Origin of the sequence: Olleya sp. UBA1516 (assembly GCF_002323495.1) — a bacterium.
Classification (GTDB): domain Bacteria; phylum Bacteroidota; class Bacteroidia; order Flavobacteriales; family Flavobacteriaceae; genus Olleya.
Window position 1 is genome coordinate 74,973 of sequence record NZ_DCQO01000012.1, and the last position, 16,452, is coordinate 91,424.

General features: G+C 33.5%; 8 protein-coding genes and 1 tRNA gene. 7 read left to right on the forward strand and 2 right to left on the reverse strand.

Annotation, left to right across the window (positions count from 1 at the left end):
* The first annotated feature begins 149 nt into the window (after positions 1–149).
* The gene (locus B2989_RS07825) at positions 150–599 is read left to right on the forward strand and encodes a GatB/YqeY domain-containing protein (RefSeq protein WP_292946906.1); all 450 of its coding nucleotides are present in this window, start codon (positions 150–152) and stop codon (positions 597–599) included.
* A gap of 10 nt (positions 600–609) precedes the next feature.
* Positions 610–683 (forward strand) — tRNA-Arg (locus B2989_RS07830).
* Here B2989_RS07830 and B2989_RS07835 read toward each other — a convergent pair.
* On the reverse strand, positions 637–2,253 hold the full coding sequence (locus tag B2989_RS07835; protein ID WP_292947227.1) for a recombinase family protein: 1,617 nt from the start codon (positions 2,251–2,253) through the stop codon (positions 637–639). The genes B2989_RS07830 and B2989_RS07835 overlap by 47 nt on opposite strands.
* A 246-nt stretch (positions 2,254–2,499) precedes the next feature.
* Positions 2,500–3,198: a MerR family transcriptional regulator gene (locus B2989_RS07840; protein WP_292946908.1), complete on the reverse strand. Its 699-nt coding sequence runs from the start codon at positions 3,196–3,198 to the stop codon at positions 2,500–2,502.
* Between the two features lie 303 nt (positions 3,199–3,501).
* Between B2989_RS07840 and B2989_RS07845 the strand changes: the two genes are divergently transcribed.
* The 5 genes from B2989_RS07845 (at position 3,502) to B2989_RS07865 (ending at position 16,423) form a co-directional block, all read left to right on the forward strand.
* A complete protein-coding gene (locus B2989_RS07845; RefSeq protein WP_292946910.1) occupies positions 3,502–4,704 on the forward strand; it encodes a winged helix-turn-helix domain-containing protein in 1,203 nt (400 codons plus the stop codon).
* 1,486 nt (positions 4,705–6,190) lie between these two features.
* Positions 6,191–6,373 carry a helix-turn-helix domain-containing protein gene (locus tag B2989_RS07850; RefSeq protein WP_292946912.1) on the forward strand — a complete coding sequence of 61 codons (183 nt, stop codon included), beginning with the start codon at positions 6,191–6,193 and terminating at the stop codon, positions 6,371–6,373.
* A 22-nt stretch (positions 6,374–6,395) separates the two neighbouring features.
* Entirely contained in the window at positions 6,396–7,430 is a 1,035-nt protein-coding gene (locus B2989_RS07855; protein ID WP_292946914.1) for a helix-turn-helix transcriptional regulator, read from the forward strand.
* A 76-nt stretch (positions 7,431–7,506) separates the two neighbouring features.
* On the forward strand, positions 7,507–10,533 hold the full coding sequence (locus B2989_RS07860) for a hypothetical protein (RefSeq protein WP_292946916.1): 3,027 nt from the start codon (positions 7,507–7,509) through the stop codon (positions 10,531–10,533).
* A gap of 4 nt (positions 10,534–10,537) precedes the next feature.
* Positions 10,538–16,423: a DEAD/DEAH box helicase gene (locus B2989_RS07865; RefSeq protein WP_292946917.1), complete on the forward strand. Its 5,886-nt coding sequence runs from the start codon at positions 10,538–10,540 to the stop codon at positions 16,421–16,423.
* Positions 16,424–16,452: the final 29 nt, after the last annotated feature.

The window sequence follows — 16,452 nt, forward strand, 5'->3', positions numbered from 1 at the left end:
CAATTAGATTAATCCATTTTTTTGACCCGGAAAGTTCCCTCAAACTTTTCGGGTTTTTTGTAAGCTATAATCAGGTCATCACTTGCAGTTAGCTTACTTAAATAAATACTTTTAACTATCTTCGTAATAAATATTAAATAATACATACAATGAGTCTATCTACAGATATAATGACAGCCCTAAAAGAGGCAATGAAAAGTAAAAATACAGTTGCCTTAACAGCTTTAAGAGCAGTTAAGTCAGCTATATTATTAGCTCAGACAGAAAGTGGTGCAAAAGAAGAATTAACAGAAGAGCAAGAGCTTAAAATTTTACAAAAGCAAGTTAAACAACGTAAGGACAGTGCAGCTATATTTTTAGAACAAGGACGAGAGGATTTAGCAGCTCCAGAGTTGGCAGAAGCAGAAGTAATCTCTCAATTTTTACCAGAAGCTATGAGTGATGAAGAAGTCGCTAAAGTTGTTGATGACGTTATAGCAAAAACAGGAGCAGAAGGTATGAAGGACATGGGTAAAGTCATGGGAATGGTTAGCGGTCAGTTAGCTGGAAAAGCCGACGGTAAAACGATATCTACAATTGTAAAGGCTAAGTTATCTTAAATACAAGTTGGGCCTCGTAGTTCAACTGGATAGAATATCAGATTTCGGCTCTGAGGGTTGGAGGTTCGAATCCTCTCGAGGTCACTGAAAGGGAATTTTCAATTTTATTTTGAAAGTTCCCTTTTTTATTTGATCCTAACTTATCTGATAAACAAGCGATTTGAGCAAAAATAGAGTTCACTCTAAAAGTTTGAACTCTCTTGTTTTTGAAGTCATACCCTAAACCGTCTGGAAAGACCATATATTGAAGTTTTCTTTTGGTTTCAATATCTCCGGAACTCCACAATAATGGTAGATTGAGCGCATATTTTAAAGCTCGGTCAATCGCTTTTTTGAGGTTTGAACTATCAAAAGTATTATGAGTTAAATTTTTCTTCTTTTCGTTGACTTCAGTGAGTAGCTTGGTTCTAAATTTATCGTATTGCGACTTATTGATCTCTTCAAAAACATATCGCTCTTCTATACGATCCAGCTTTAATTCGATAGCAATCACTTCTTTCGTAAGTCTTTCAGAATCTTCTATGGCTTCTTTGTTCATACTTACAAACGTATAATGAAGCATTTCTTTTAATGGAGCGATGAATTTTTCATTTTTTAAAGTATAAGTTTTTAATAGCTCTAAAAACTCTTGATGTAGCTTTTTGGCACTTCTATTCTCCTTGCTTCCTTTACGTCTGTTCTTATAGTAGTACAATCCTTTTTTCTTGACTACAAAACCTGTGTAAGGTGTTCCGCAAACTGTGGATTTAAGAAAGGTTTTTAGAGGTAGGTTTTCATCATCAAAGGAATATTTTCTAGTTTCGGCTCCAGCATTGAGTAAGTTGTGAATCTTGAGAAATACTTCTCTACTGATTAATGATGGATGCAATCCTTCGATAATTTCTCCTGGAATAAGACTGTTTACTATGAGGCCACAATAAAACGGATTTCTAAACAAATCACTCAATCGCTTATCGTTTATGTTAAGACCTTTTTTCTGTAGTTTTTTAGCAATATCCACGTGAGACATATTGCTATTTGCTTTCCATAAGAATGCTTGTTTCAGAAGCTTTCCTTCTTTAGTAATAACAAAGTTGGGTGTTTTTCCTTTTCCTGGATTAGCATTAGTATAACCAAATGGATACGCGCCTGTCCAATGTCCCTTGCGAAGTTTCTCTTGCATTCCAGAAACAGACTTATCTCTTCTTAATTCGTTATCAAACTGAGAAAACATATAATAAAGGTTTTGCTGGAAGGAACCTGCACTTGTAGAGGTGTCTACCTCTTGAGTAGCCGATATGGTGACTATTCCTTGCTTTTTAAGTTGGTCACTTATGTAAGCGCCATTTGCTCCAGTTCTTGAAAACCTATCATAAGAGTAAACTATAATATATCCTACGTTGCTTCTTCGCTTGACATAGTTAAGCATCTTTTGAAATTCCTTGCGCTCATCACTTTTAGCCGACTCATAGGTTCCACCAAAATACTCAATAACTTCAAGACCTTTCTTATCAGCTAGCTGTTTACAATATTTCAGTTGAGTTTCAAGACTTGCATTATTTTCTGCTTGTTCCTTTGTAGAAACGCGTGTGTAAATAACTGCTTTTCCATCAGTTCGTAATTTTTGTCCCTTACCTGTTTTGGCAAATTTCTCAAATATGGCTAAGTCTTTCATTTTAATTTCTATTTTGGATGTGGTTGCATAATAGGTTTGCAAACTCTTCCATAATTCTTAAAGTAGATGTTGCCTGCGAGTCGTTATAATGCTCAAATCCTTTAAACGTTTTCAGACGAGCGGCAGTCATCTTTGTTTTTTCTAATTGTAATTGTTTACTCTCACTATCTTTAAATGACATTGTTAAGCGATAAACATTCGGCTCTTTTATAGAGTCCTTTATGTTAACTGTAAAATCGCCAGCGTTTAACTAGCTTTCGTTTTACGTGCCACGCTAAAAATACTTTTATCATCAAGTATAATTTCAAGACGTCTATAGTCTCGATGCTGTATTAATTCTGCAACCTGAGCTGCGTTTTCATTAATTTCTATATCTGATTTCCCTTTGCATTTAAAGGAATCATATTTTTGATTCGTTAATATCAAAACCGCTTGTACTTCATCTCTCGTCAAGCCTTGCGACCATTCAGTATTTGGCTGATTGAACAACCATCTAATGCTACGGTTGACCATATCGTTTAAGTAGATGATAATATGATTTTCTGGTTTTTGTTCTTGAAAAATCTGATTAGCATCTACTGGTTTTTTAATATTAGAGACACCATTTTTCTGCACCTTAAGTACATAGCTGGTATCTTCTGATAAAATTTCTGTGGTGGCATTTAATAATTTTTGTTCCGCTTTCGCGAAAGCGTACTCGCCAACCGTTTGTATTGCTTCACTTTTTAAACCAAATGCTCTCAATTCCTGAATGATTTCCAACCACAAAATCTCCAACAAACTGAATCGCGCCCAAGTCTCGTGGTTATCACGGCGGTCTCTTATAAAACCATCGCGCTGCCATTGTGATAATAAAGCGCGTCGCAAACCGACAATGAACTTGCCCGTATAAGCTTCTTCTTGAAGGAGTTCTTTAATATTTATTTCAGAAGGATTGTTTTTCATTGGCTATTATAGTTGCTCAAATATACAATTATGTATTTATTATAATACATAATAATCATATTATTGATCAATTGTAAAAGTATCTACTTATTTTTTACAGTAGGTTTACTATATGTTTACATTAAATTTATATTTTATTGACTGATGTTTAACAATTTGTTTAATAGGTGATTATGGTTGTCATTGCCGATTTTAAAATGTAGTTTTACCATCTTATTGACGTTTGAAAATTGCAATTAAAGCAAACTTCTCATACCCTAAGGCTGACAGAAAATAACTGAGGTTTTATCATCATAGGATTGAATGTCCATTATTCCTTACTCTGAATCGCTCAAGGCTTTAGATACATACATTAAAAATTATAATGCGCAGTGCACAAGCGTAGCCGAAAAGCTGAAGCAATCCACTATTTCTACCGCCAAAGATTTAATACGAATCTATGGTCTAGAACTTTTAAAAATCAAGTACAATCCACTGATGCCGTTACCACCATTACGGACCAATAATAAACATCTAGCAACGATAAGTAACACTAGCGGTCGAACGATACAAAGACATATTAAGAGATTGCAACGGGCAGGAATAATTACTCATAAAAAGTGGCGTGGTTCTAGAGCGAGTTATGATATTCTCATTTTGACCGAGATACTGTGTATAACCAAAGCTAAACCTGTTGAAAACCTAAATCCGGACAGAAATAAGTCAAATAAGGTTGCTATTGATAATCAGGTAATTGCTAAAAATAAAACGACAACTTGTCCTCATAGAGATACTAGTAACAATGGTTACATAAATAATATAATAATAGCGGTTGATAAGTGGAAGACAGATACGAGCTCATTACCACTCACTTTATCTTCAAAGTCACGCAACGCTACTGGAAACAGTTTTACAAGATACACAGGGGAAATAGCCCCAAAAAAATATAAAAATGCAGGGGAAACAGCACGGAACACTCGAGTCACAGAGCAAACTGGTGCCGAAATTTTGGAGTCTAATGTGGCTCGTTCCGTTTCCCTAAATAGCTATGCAGATAAACTATGGCAGTATGCTTTTAAAGAACTCTACACGGCAACTCCGCTTACGAATGGCCAAATAAAAACAGCAAAGCGATTACTTTTAAAATGGTATGAGCCAGTTTCTGATGAAAATTTAGAATTAGTACATCAGGTATATTTAGAACGTATCAATATTGTTAGAAAATATTTAGATAAAGATTCCAGCAGATTTGTTCAATTACCTAATCGCTTTTTTGACCCTAAAAATCCATCTGGTTTTACCGGAACAAAAAGATGGTATCAAAAAACTTTAAGACAAAATAAAAAGTCTCAAGAGCAACTGGCCTTACAAGTTGCTATTTTAAAATTTAAGAATAACGAAAAGTTAGATACTGCTTTGCAAAAACCACGACTTGCAATGTTTTTGAGTTGTGAGAAAACCGTTAAGGCTTTAGATAAACCAGATTTACTAAGTTTATTTTATAAATCGGTTGCTGAATTTATGTAGGGGATAAATTCCGAAGTATTGTAAATACTAGGATTCTTCAAAATTTGTAGTTGTTTTTAGCTCAATTGTTTAATGACACTACTTATGATGTTTGTGTAAATGATAATGCTCAGCAGCCAATGCAGCTATCGATTAGAAAAAGTTACTTGCATTGATTGAAAAACATCTTGTGCTGTTTTACTATGATAGATGCGAGTTGTAAATACAACCTCTAAAAAGGTTTTCAATTTGTCATATAACTTATGGCTTCGGAGCCAATTTTTGATAATACTTTGAAGTTCAAATAGAAAACTAGGTTCCTATAGGAAGTAGAAAACGAATTTGAGTGCAAAATTTTTGCTGTTTCCCATAGTTTTATAGGGACACGAGCTGCTAATATCACCTTAGGTATGAGATCTAATTCATATTAAAAAACCTAAAGAGTTTTGGTGAAAAGAAAACGAACTTCCTTAAGGAGTAGCAAACGAATTTGAGTACCAAAGTTTTACTACTTCGCGCAGTTTTATAGGTATGCGAGCTGCTAATATCGCTTTCAAGTCTCAGATCTAATTCCTATTTAAAAACCTCCCGAGTTTTAGTAAAAAGAAAACGAGGTTCCTTAAGGAGTGGCAAATGAGTTTGAGTACAAAAGTTTTGCTACTTCTCATATTTTTATGGGGATGCAAGCTACTAATCTCACTTTTAGATATCCAATCTAATACACATTAAAAAACCTTAAGAGTTTTAGTAGAAAGAAAACGAGCTTCCTTAAGGAGTAGCAAACGAACTTGGGTACAAAAGTTTTGCTACTTCCCATATTTTTATAGGGATTCGCGCTGTTGTCATCGTTTTCAAGTATCAGATCTAATCCAAATTGAAAACCTTGAGAGTTTTAGTAAAAAGAAAACGAGCTTCCTTAAGAAGTAGCAAATGAATTTGAACACAAAAGTTTTGCTACTTCCTATAGTTTTATGGGATACGAGCTGCTAGTATCGCTTTCAGATATCCGATCTAATTCATATTAAAAAACCTCAAGAGTTTTGGTTAAAAGAAAACGAGCTTCCTTAAGGAGTAGCAAATGAGTTTTAGTCCAAAAGTTTTGCTGCTTCCCATTGTTTTATAGAGATGCGAACTGCCAATGTCGCTCTAAGGTATCTGATGTACTTCCCATTTAAAAACCTCAAAATTTTTAGTGAATAGAAAACAAGGTTCCTTAAGGAGTAGGAAATCAATTTGTGTGCAAAAGTTTTGCTGCTTCCCATAGTTTCATAGGGATGCGAGCTGCAAATATCGCTTTTAGCTATCAGATCTAATTCATACAAAAAGCTTAAAGAGTTTTAGTAAAAAGGAAACGAGGTTCCTTAAGGAGTAGCAAATGAGTTTGAGTACAAAAGTTTTGCTACTTTCTATGGTATCATTGGCCTGCGAGTGAATGTCTAAAAAACATAACGTTTTATAGTGTGTTTATACACTGTATTTCTATCTTTAGGAATCAAATCCCTTTGAAATGAATCGAATAAAAAAAGTTTTAGAAGAAAAAGGAATTAAACAAGTGTGGCTTGCTGATAGGCTTGGTAAAAGTTTTAATACTGTAAATGGATATGTTCAAAACCGAGCGCAACCTAGTTTAGAAATATTGTACAAAATTGCTAAAATTCTCGATGTAGATCCTAAAGACCTTTTGAAATAATTAAAAAATAAAGTCAAAGCAAATGCCAAACACTAAAAATTTTCAAAAAAGAATAACAATTCTAGATGAATGTTTTTCATACAGCTCTGGTCTATATACTCTTGAAAAACTAGGAAACGTTTTAGAGGAGAAAATGGGATTTCCTGTAGCCAGAAAAACAATCCAAAATGATATCAAATATATAAAGGAGCGTATTGAAGACAACCTAAGTATGTCTAATGATATAGATGATTTAGAAGTGTTTGTAAAAGGGATTTATGACGGGAAGAAAAAAGCATTTCGATATGTTACTCCCAATTATTCATTAGGAAATCAATTATTAAGCAAATCAGATAAGGAGCAGCTAGAAGAAACCCTTGCAATATTGTCCAGATATAGAAATAGAGCTGATTTTAATTGGCTTGACGAACTTTTTCCTAGAATAGAAAGTTCTTTCAAGCTAGCGCACGAAGATTATAATAGTCTCATTAGTTATCAAAGTAATAGAGATTATACTGGGCAGTCTATGGTTGGAAAGTTATACAACCAGTTACTCAGAAAGAAAGTTTTAAACATAGAATACAGGTCTTTTAAAGAAGAAAAAAGTCACATAAGAACCATACATCCATACCACTTAAAACAATACAATAATAGATGGTTTCTCTTTGGGTATCAAAAAGAAGATACTTACACTGGTATTACAAATCTTGCATTGGACAGGATTATATCGTTCACAGAAACTACTCAAACAATTAAACAGGATACTATTGATTGGGGCGATTACTTCGATGATATTATTGGAGTTTCAAAAAACAAAGAAGATACAGTACTTATTAAGTTACGCTTTCGCGAAAGCAGAATAAAATACGTCGATACAAAACCAATACACGGCGCAACTCAGAAAACAGACCGTTCAGATCCTAACGGTTTGACCAGAATTATAAAAGTGATTCCTAACAAGGAACTATATCAAACACTTTTGTCCTTTGGAAAAGATGTTGAAGTCTTAGAACCTGATTTTGTTAAAAACGAGCTAAAAAATCAAGCTCAAGAAATGCTAAAATATTACACCGCTTAGCTATGCAAATAAGTTGCATACCTATTGTTTTATTTTGAATTATTAAAATTGACGGCACATAATTAACAACTAATCAATGAATTTTCTCTCTTCCTTACTAAAAAAACGTAACCTTCAAAAACACGATAACAGATCCTTGTGGAAGTATTTTCTAAATGAAGAGGAATCTAATGAATTAAAAAAGTGTTTACAATTTTCCACACCCTTAAACATAGACCCAAGAGATGTAACACTCTATTATGCATTTTGGTGGAAAAAGAACTACAATGGAGGCATACCAAGTAAGCAGGAAGTTTTTAATTCTGTTGGAGGTAATGCGCAGTATAACTTTACTGAACAGTCATTTTATAAACTTGCAATTGAAGGAGCTCAAATACTAGGGATAAAGTGGATTAAAAAACAAAACACTCTTCGATTTAAAACACTTCTCTTACAAGGAGGACTTCCGCTCAAGCATATTTCAGATAATCAAGGAAAATATAAAGATTTCTTAGAAGCAGTTTTAGTAGAACAACCTTCATCTATAGAAGACTTTATGTTTAAATCACATATCATAGACCTACTACCTAAATCAAGTCAGAATGATATGGTCTATGAGAATTGTCTTGAGATAGTTAAATCTATTCTTAATAATGATGGTGAATTTGACAAGTTGCTAGAATCTGAAGATACCTTAAAGGAAATTTCAAGCTCTTTGAAAGTTAAGAGCGCATCAATATCAAAAAAGGTGAGACAGTCAAAACCTAAAAACTATTGGCTACTACGTTTTGATGATGATAAATGTAAAATTACTTTAAGATTGGGACTGGCTAACACTTACACTCAAGAAACATTACAAGACATTTTAGGCTTTTCGATTGCTGAAAAAGAATATCAATTCTATATGGATGACAATTTAATCTGTGTATTCCGTAGAATGAATAACAATAGTTATAAGACGGACTGGTATAATCAGCAAAATAGAGAATGGAACATTTCCGATGGGTTCCCTTATACTTATGTCATCTGTAATGATGAAAAAATAGAGGTGTCTGATTTTGTGCAAATCATTCCTAATCTTGAAGAGCCAAGCCTATGGAGTAGATTCAATGATAACGAATGGCGATTAGTAAAAGGCAACTCGGTACCTAGTAAAGAAGCAGCAGTTTTGATTCCCAACAGATGGAAGTCAGACCTTCCTTGTTCCCAAGTTACATTATATTCAAATTCATTACAATGGATGCCTTTTGAGGGTGAAATTAAAGTACAATCTAAAGAACTGAATTATGAACGAGTTTTTCTTACTGATGTAGAATCTTTTGACTGGTTAATTCAGACACAAAAACCCAACTGGATGTTAAAGGCAAACTTACCTGTCGTTAAAACAGTTCCTAAAGTCTTGGTTTTTGACGAAAATGGATACGATATCTCAAGAAATCGTTTCAAAGTGTATTTGCGTAAACATAAGTCGAAAGATTCTTGGGATGATATTACAAGCCTTAAGTATATCAAAACAGGTTGCTTCGATATAAGGATTGTAAAAGGTGACCTTGTAGCCTATGATACATTTTTCAACATTGGCAATCTCAAAGCGAGATTTACAGAGCAATCTATTCACTCAGCATCAATTGTATTTGAAAACCTAGATTATTTTACCTGTAAACTCAATGAATCAAGTCTTGTAGAAATCACAGAATCCAATAATTATTATTCATTAAAACTAAATACTGAATACTCAAAAATACCAACGACCATAAAGGGCGCTATCGGAAACTCCGGTAAAAAGAAATTATATTTTGATTTACTATCTCCGTTTCAAGGTATGATTATTACTGATAGTGAAGGTCAAATAATCCCTGAAGATCAAAAACTATCTCTGGCAAATCTTTATGGTATGCGTATTTTGAGTACGAATAATAAAGAGACTTTTCTGACTATTAAGAATAGTCTAAAGACGGATGTAAAAATCACTAAAGTTGTAAAAGAATCTACTCAGCCCGTAATTTCTTTCAAAGATGAAATTGTAAGACTTTTTTACTTAGCAGATGCTATGAATTATAGAAATACGGTTTGCCTTGAATTAAGTGAAGGCACCAATAAAAAGACGTTTGAAATCTCAGGCTTTAGTCATACGCTGGATGTTACTAATGAATTGGTTAGGCAAGTTGCTTTATATGATAGCAATGATAATTTAGATCTTTTTGCTGTACCAGTAAATTGTAATGCTAAGGATATAGATATGATTCCGCTTTCGCGAAATGATGGTGATTACTTAATTCCAAATACAGATATCTCAAACCAGTTCATTATCATTTCTTCAAAAAAGCAAGGCAATCAGTTAATGCCACGTTTTGTAAAAACAAGCGAACAGGTTCTAACTGTAGATAGTAAGGAGCGTATTGAGAATTTTCATAAAGAACTCTCAATTACAGAATTTAACGATGATGTCTGGCAACAGGTAATAAGCTATTTTAAAATTTGTACGCAATACGAACTACCATTTTCCACTTTTGATCAGCTAAGGGCAATTTCTCGCAGTTCCGAAGTTGCAGCTAAAGCATTTCTATTATTAGGCATTAATCAAGTAGATCCAATAGAGTATGTACAGAAAGATATACCTGAATTAGAAAAGGATTTGGGTTTTTGTTTTCATTGGATTGCAGTGAGCCACTGGGGAAATTCAATCAATGAAATTAGTCAGCTAATAGGTGACCAATATTATTCATCGATATTGGAGATTATCTCAAACTATATGAGTAATAATGGACTTGAAAGTTTATTCAGAATTATGAGTGATCCTAACCTAAAAACGGAACCTGTTTTGCAAAGCCATATAATAAATCTTAGGTCGCAATTAGGGAAAAGGGTATTAAATGAATTACCATACAATAGCCCAAAAATATCTAAGGATTACAATATTCAAATTGAAGATCACAATCAAGTAAGATTACTCATTCAATCTCCTATTGCTGCGGCAGAATCTATTAACGATATACAACAAGAATTTCCCATTTGGGCTGGTAATGAAAAACGAGATGTCATAAGGCGCAACATTCAGTACAGTCAATATCTCAAACCGGACTTTTACAATAAAACCTTATTACACGCCTTAACCAGAAGCTAAGACTATGAATTTCAGAAACTTTTATTATAAAACAGAAAACAGATTAACCGATGCTATTTTATCACTTTGGGCAACTGGAGATAAGGAGATGCAAGATTATTTTAAATTCCTTTTATCTAAAGAACCTATTATGGCAGATGCTGTTTTTCAAAACACGTTTCCTTGGGAACAGCATAAATTAACGTTTGGTGAGACTTCAACTGTTTTTCAAGAAGAATTTATTAGCGCATTATCTTCTATTAAAGACAAAGATTTTCAATTTCCAGAAGATCGACATCCTTACAAACATCAGCTTGAGAGCTGGAGAATGTTACTCAACAAAAATAAATCAATAGCTGTTACAACAGGAACAGGATCTGGGAAAACGGAGTGTTTTATGCTTCCTGTTCTTCAAGATATTCATCAGAATTGCAAAAACCAGCAAGGAATTAATGCTATTTTTCTCTATCCATTAAATGCCTTGATTGCAAGTCAAAGAAAACGTATGCACGCTTGGTGTTCTGCTTTAGACGGTGTGAAATACGCACTATTAACAGGAGACACACCTAACAAAGAAAGTAGCAAAGAGAAAAAGAAAAAAGCCTTGCCTGAACTGGTTTCAAGAGAACAAATTAGAGAAACGCCTCCACAAATTTTATTTACTAATCCTACGATGCTGGAATATATGCTAGTGCGTAATGCAGATGTGCCTATTCTTGAAAAATCCAAAGGTACACTAAGATGGATTTTATTAGATGAAGCACACACATTAACAGGCTCTAAAGCAGCCGAAATGGCTTTACTTATTAGACGTGTAGTTTCTGCTTTTGAAGTAGATATTAATGATCTAAGATTTGCAATTACTTCTGCAACTGTAGGTACAGGAAATGCTGAAACATTGAAGAGGTTTATGTCGGACTTATGTGGTATTTCAGTAAATCAAATAGAAGTAATCACCGGTAAACGTGTTAATGACCAAATTGCGGATAAGGACATACCTCATTTATCTGAAACATTGTCGCAGAACAATATCAAATTATTAAGAGAGCAATTTTTGCTTAAAAAAGGAATTACACAAAGTGAAATAGGTGAACATTTACACATAACAAATAGATTAGATCAACTTTCAGTTATTGATAATCTGGCAGAACAGCAAGTAGGTGGTGCAAACCTACTACCAGTACGTGGTCATTTTTTTACGAGAGGTATTGGTGGTGTTTACGCGTGTACAAATACTACGTGTGATAAACATAAAGATGCTAAACCAAATAAAGCATTAGGGACAATGTACACCATTGCTGGTAAGAAATGTTCCTGTGGACATCCACTACTTGAGCTGGTAGCTTGTAGAAGTTGCGGGAATATGATGTTAGAAGGTGAACGATCTAAAGGTGTTAAAGGTACAGATAGAGTTACTCAAAAGGCGACGGTAGGTTATGAAGCGTTTAGCATAGAAGCAGATGATGATGAAGATGATTCACAAGAGTCTACGAGTAAAAACTTGGTTAGATTAATAAAGAATGCAGGTGGAAAAGAGCATAGAAATCAAGAGCTGTTGCCTTGTACTATAAATCAAAATAATGAGATACAAACGGGCGAAGATTTTCTGATGACAGATAATGACCAATGCCCTCATTGTGGCAATCAAAATAATAACCCTATACACTTTAGGATTTCTTCAGCATTTACAAATAGGATTTTATCAGATATCGTTTTAGATCAAACCGATAACATCGATAAACAAACCACAAAAACACTATACAAAGGTAGAAAGTACATTTCTTTTACTGATAGTAGACAAGGAACAGCAAAAATTTCAGCCTTAATAAATATAGATAGTGAGAGTGACTGGATTCGTTATCAAGTGTATCATTATCTTCTTAAAAAACTAAAAGGTAACCAAGTCGATGCCAGTAATGACGAATTATTACAAGCTAGAGCTATGTATGTAAAGCAGTTGGACGAAGCTCCTGCTTTTTTGAAAAAGAAAATTGAAAAAGAAATTGAGGACATTAATAATTTATTAGCAGCTGGTGGAGAAAGCTCATTATCAGATAGCAGATCATCTTGGAAACAAATTATAGATGAAATAAAAGAAAAGAATGATTTTAAAACACTTTTCAAAAAAGGAGCAAGAGGGAATAACTTAGCCACTGAAAATGAAGTATATGCAAAAGCATTACTATATGATCAATTTGCGCGTAGAATTCCTAGAGAACGTTCGCTAGAAAATTTAGGTTTGGTGAACATAGTTTATCCAAAGTTAGACGATGTAGTCGCCCCAGAAATTGCAAATAAATTGGGGATAAACAAAGAGGAATGGCAATCACTTCTTAAGATAGCTGCTGATTATATCATTAGATATAACTTCAATTTTTCTTTTGATGATGCAATGCGATTATTTACTTCTAAGTTTTATCGATCAGAACTTATTTATCCGTCTAATACTGAAATAGTAAATGCAAAAAAATGGCGCCTCTACAACCCTAATTCCATAACACAATCAAGGTTAGTTTTATTAATTTGTGCAGGATTAGATTGGCACGACAGAGGCGATATTACAGAAAGTAGAGAAGACCAACTTAACGAGCTTTTAGAAAAGATATGGAGAACATTACAGCAGAAAATTCTCAAAGCAGATGGCGATGGTTTTATTCTTGATTTTCTAGAAAGCACTCAGTTTGAAATAGCAGGAAAAGAATTTCTTTGTCCAGTTACAAACCGATTAGTTGATAAGGTGTTTAGAGGATATTCTCCATTAATAAAAGGAAATTTAGAGTCTAGTAATATTTCTAACTATAAAATAGACGATTCTAAAAATCATCAGTTCCCAACCTATTCACATCCATACCATCTTGATGATAATAATGAAGCCATACCACTTGATCAGGTAGATGCTTGGCTTAAGGATAATAGTAAAGAAGCAAGAGACAAAGGACTATGGAACGATTTACACGAGCGCATCTTTGATTATGATAAATTATACCTTGCAGGAGAGCATTCAGCTCAACAAGATAAAACACGTCTTAAAGAACTAGAAACACAATTTGAAAATGGCGAAATAAATGTTTTAAGTTGTTCTACTACTATGGAAATGGGCGTAGACATAGGTGGTATATCTGCAGTAGTAATGAGTAATGTACCACCTATGCCAGCAAATTACTTACAACGAACTGGACGTGCTGGTCGTCGTGCAGAAAACAAATCTCTAGCCTTAACATTTTGCGCGCCTAATCCTATCGGCCTACGTACAATGAACAACCCTAAATGGGCATTGGAACACGACATTGCATCTCCAAAATGCAAATTTGATAGTAAAAATATTATAGAGCGAAATGTGAATTCTTTCTTGTTTGGGGCTTTTATAAGAAAAGAAGGAGTCGGACTTGATGTGAAACAAAACATTGAAGAATTCTTCTTTAATGAGATACCAACCTTAGGAGAGCAATTTTTGACCTGGTTGACAAAAGAAAATAATTTTTTGTACAAGAGTAAGTTTAAATATTTAACTAATGGAACTCCAATTGCTAATAGTAGTTCTGAACAGTTGTTTTTTTTGGTTGAAAAAAATTTCAAAAAACTAATAACGAAAGTTCAGAAACAGATTGAAGGTTTTGATAAAAAACTTATTGAGTTAAAGGACGAATTTGGAAATAATAGTGCCGCTTTTAAAGCTATTAACTATAGGAAGAGACAGTTCTTAGCAAAAAACTTACTAACCTATTTAGCTGAGTCTGGTTTTTTACCTAATGCAGGTCTTCCGACTGGAGTTATTGATTTTGAAAAAACTACTAAAAAGGATATCGATAAAAAAACTATTAAGTCTAATCCTAGTTACTCTATATCTCGAGCATTAACCGAATTTGCTCCAGGAAATAATATTTTAATTGATGGTTTTAATTATAAGTCATCTGGTATTGTGTTATCTAATACTTGGGGAGAAACTAGCACAAGAGATGCTATCCAAGGCTGTACAAATTGTGGTTTTCAGAGAATTATAGGTCTTAAAAATGTTAATGAAAACTGCCCAGAGTGTAATGAGTCAAATTCTTTTAAAGGGATAGAACTAACGGAGCATCAAGACAAATACACATATGTCATAGAGCCTTCAGGCTTTTCAACAGACCTCTTTAAAAGTCCTACAAGAGTAATTTCTGAGAAAAGTAAACCGCAATATCTAGAGCCATTATTGCTTGAGTTAAAACCGTGGAATAAATATCAAAATAGTTTCATTGATTTTAGAGATAGTTCTGACATAGAAAATGCTGAGATTCTTTTTTACAATACCGGAGAAGGAAATGGTTACAGTCTCTGCTTTGATTGTGGAAGAGTAGAAACTTCCCAAGAAAAGTTGGATGGTCACAGGCGCTTAAGAGGTGGGAAAAATGATAAAGGTGATAGTAATTGTGAAGCTAAAAATACTAGAGATAATATTATTCTAGGAAGTAGGTTTAAAACAGACTTTACAGAAATAAGATTAAAAAGTATAAATCATAATCTTTTAAACGATAAAAAATTAGCTTACTCTCTTGGCGTAATCTTCACTAAGTCTTTGGCAGAACATCTTGCAATTGACGAGGCAGAATTAGGTTTTGGTATAAAAAAATACAATGGCTATTTAACAATATTCATTTACGATACTGCAAAAGGAGGTGCAGGTTATGCATCACAATTTAATTTATATGTTGAAAAGATATTGAAACTAGCTTTAAATGTTTTGGAAAATTGTGATTGTCAATTGGCTTGCACGAAGTGTTTAATCGATAGAAGTACTCAATGGCATATCGAAGACTTGGATAGGTTTACTGCAGTAGAATGGTTGAATACTGCATTGAAAAATCAGTTACCAAAAGATTTAAAAACGAAAAATAATAAAGTGAGTACAGTACTTGGTTCGTTAAGTGATGAGTTGAGTAGGATTGAATATCACTTTGACATCAAAGAAGTAAACATACACATCAATAATAAAATTTCAGAATGGCAAATAGATGATATTGTTTGGATAGATAAATTAAAGAGGGATAGGATTGCGGTAAATCTTGTAGTAGAAGGCGCGGTGAATTTTAGTAATAATCAAGAAAAATTATCGGCCTATTTGTTGTCTCATAATTTCAATCTTAAGCAAGGCTCTGGAGATTCGTTTTTAGATTACCCTATCCACTTATCTGTAAGCTTGAATAATGGAGAAACTATACATTATATATCCCAAGGAGATTACGATGCGTTAAGTGAAGACTGGACGTCCTGTATCATTGAGAAATTTTTTAAGGTAGAAAAAGCAACTACACATCAATATGCTGATTTTGTTGTGCCACAACTAACAGCTGGTAACCTCTATGAATCTAGAATAAAGGGCAGTATCCCAAGAAACAGCCAAAGCAATGATGTCGCACAATTAGTTATTGCAAACCTTAATAACGCAGAAGATTTTCTGTCTAGAATAGCTAATCAAACTTTTGAGGTTTCATATTACGATAAGTTTAATCAGAGTGAGTTTGCTTTACGTTTATTACTAAGTTTTATAAATGAATTTACGAGTCTTACTCAAACGAAACTTTCAAATTTAATGATTCATTTATCCGAAAAAGATTTTAAGAGTTATAAGAGTCCAGAATACATTATCAATAATTTCCAAAGAATAGATGAGTATGAAAATAAATTATTGAGCTTAAGTGACTCATTAGATTTTACTTCAAAAGTAATAAGAGCAGATAAGCTGCCACATTACAGGTATTTTGAATTTAAAAATGATAACATCATTTTTACTCTGCGTATTGACGCAGGTTTAGCACACGGACTAAGTCCAGTTAAATATTTGGCAGCTGAAGATTTACAAGATACTAGTGAGCCATTTGAAATAAGGAAATTTGTATCCCATGACCTTATTTATAATATAAGTATTGAAGATTAAAACAGATGTGCACATAGTTTGCACAGCAA

Excerpts from the sequence above, each read along its gene's own strand:
- B2989_RS07825 (WP_292946906.1), top strand. The coding sequence starts at position 150 with ATGAGTCTATCTACAGATATAATGACAGCCCTAAAAGAGGCAATGAAA.
- B2989_RS07835 (WP_292947227.1), bottom strand. The coding sequence starts at position 2,253 with ATGAAAGACTTAGCCATATTTGAGAAATTTGCCAAAACAGGTAAGGGA.
- B2989_RS07840 (WP_292946908.1), bottom strand. The coding sequence starts at position 3,198 with ATGAAAAACAATCCTTCTGAAATAAATATTAAAGAACTCCTTCAAGAA.
- B2989_RS07845 (WP_292946910.1), top strand. The coding sequence starts at position 3,502 with ATGTCCATTATTCCTTACTCTGAATCGCTCAAGGCTTTAGATACATAC.
- B2989_RS07850 (WP_292946912.1), top strand. The coding sequence starts at position 6,191 with ATGAATCGAATAAAAAAAGTTTTAGAAGAAAAAGGAATTAAACAAGTG.
- B2989_RS07855 (WP_292946914.1), top strand. The coding sequence starts at position 6,396 with ATGCCAAACACTAAAAATTTTCAAAAAAGAATAACAATTCTAGATGAA.
- B2989_RS07860 (WP_292946916.1), top strand. The coding sequence starts at position 7,507 with ATGAATTTTCTCTCTTCCTTACTAAAAAAACGTAACCTTCAAAAACAC.
- B2989_RS07865 (WP_292946917.1), top strand. The coding sequence starts at position 10,538 with ATGAATTTCAGAAACTTTTATTATAAAACAGAAAACAGATTAACCGAT.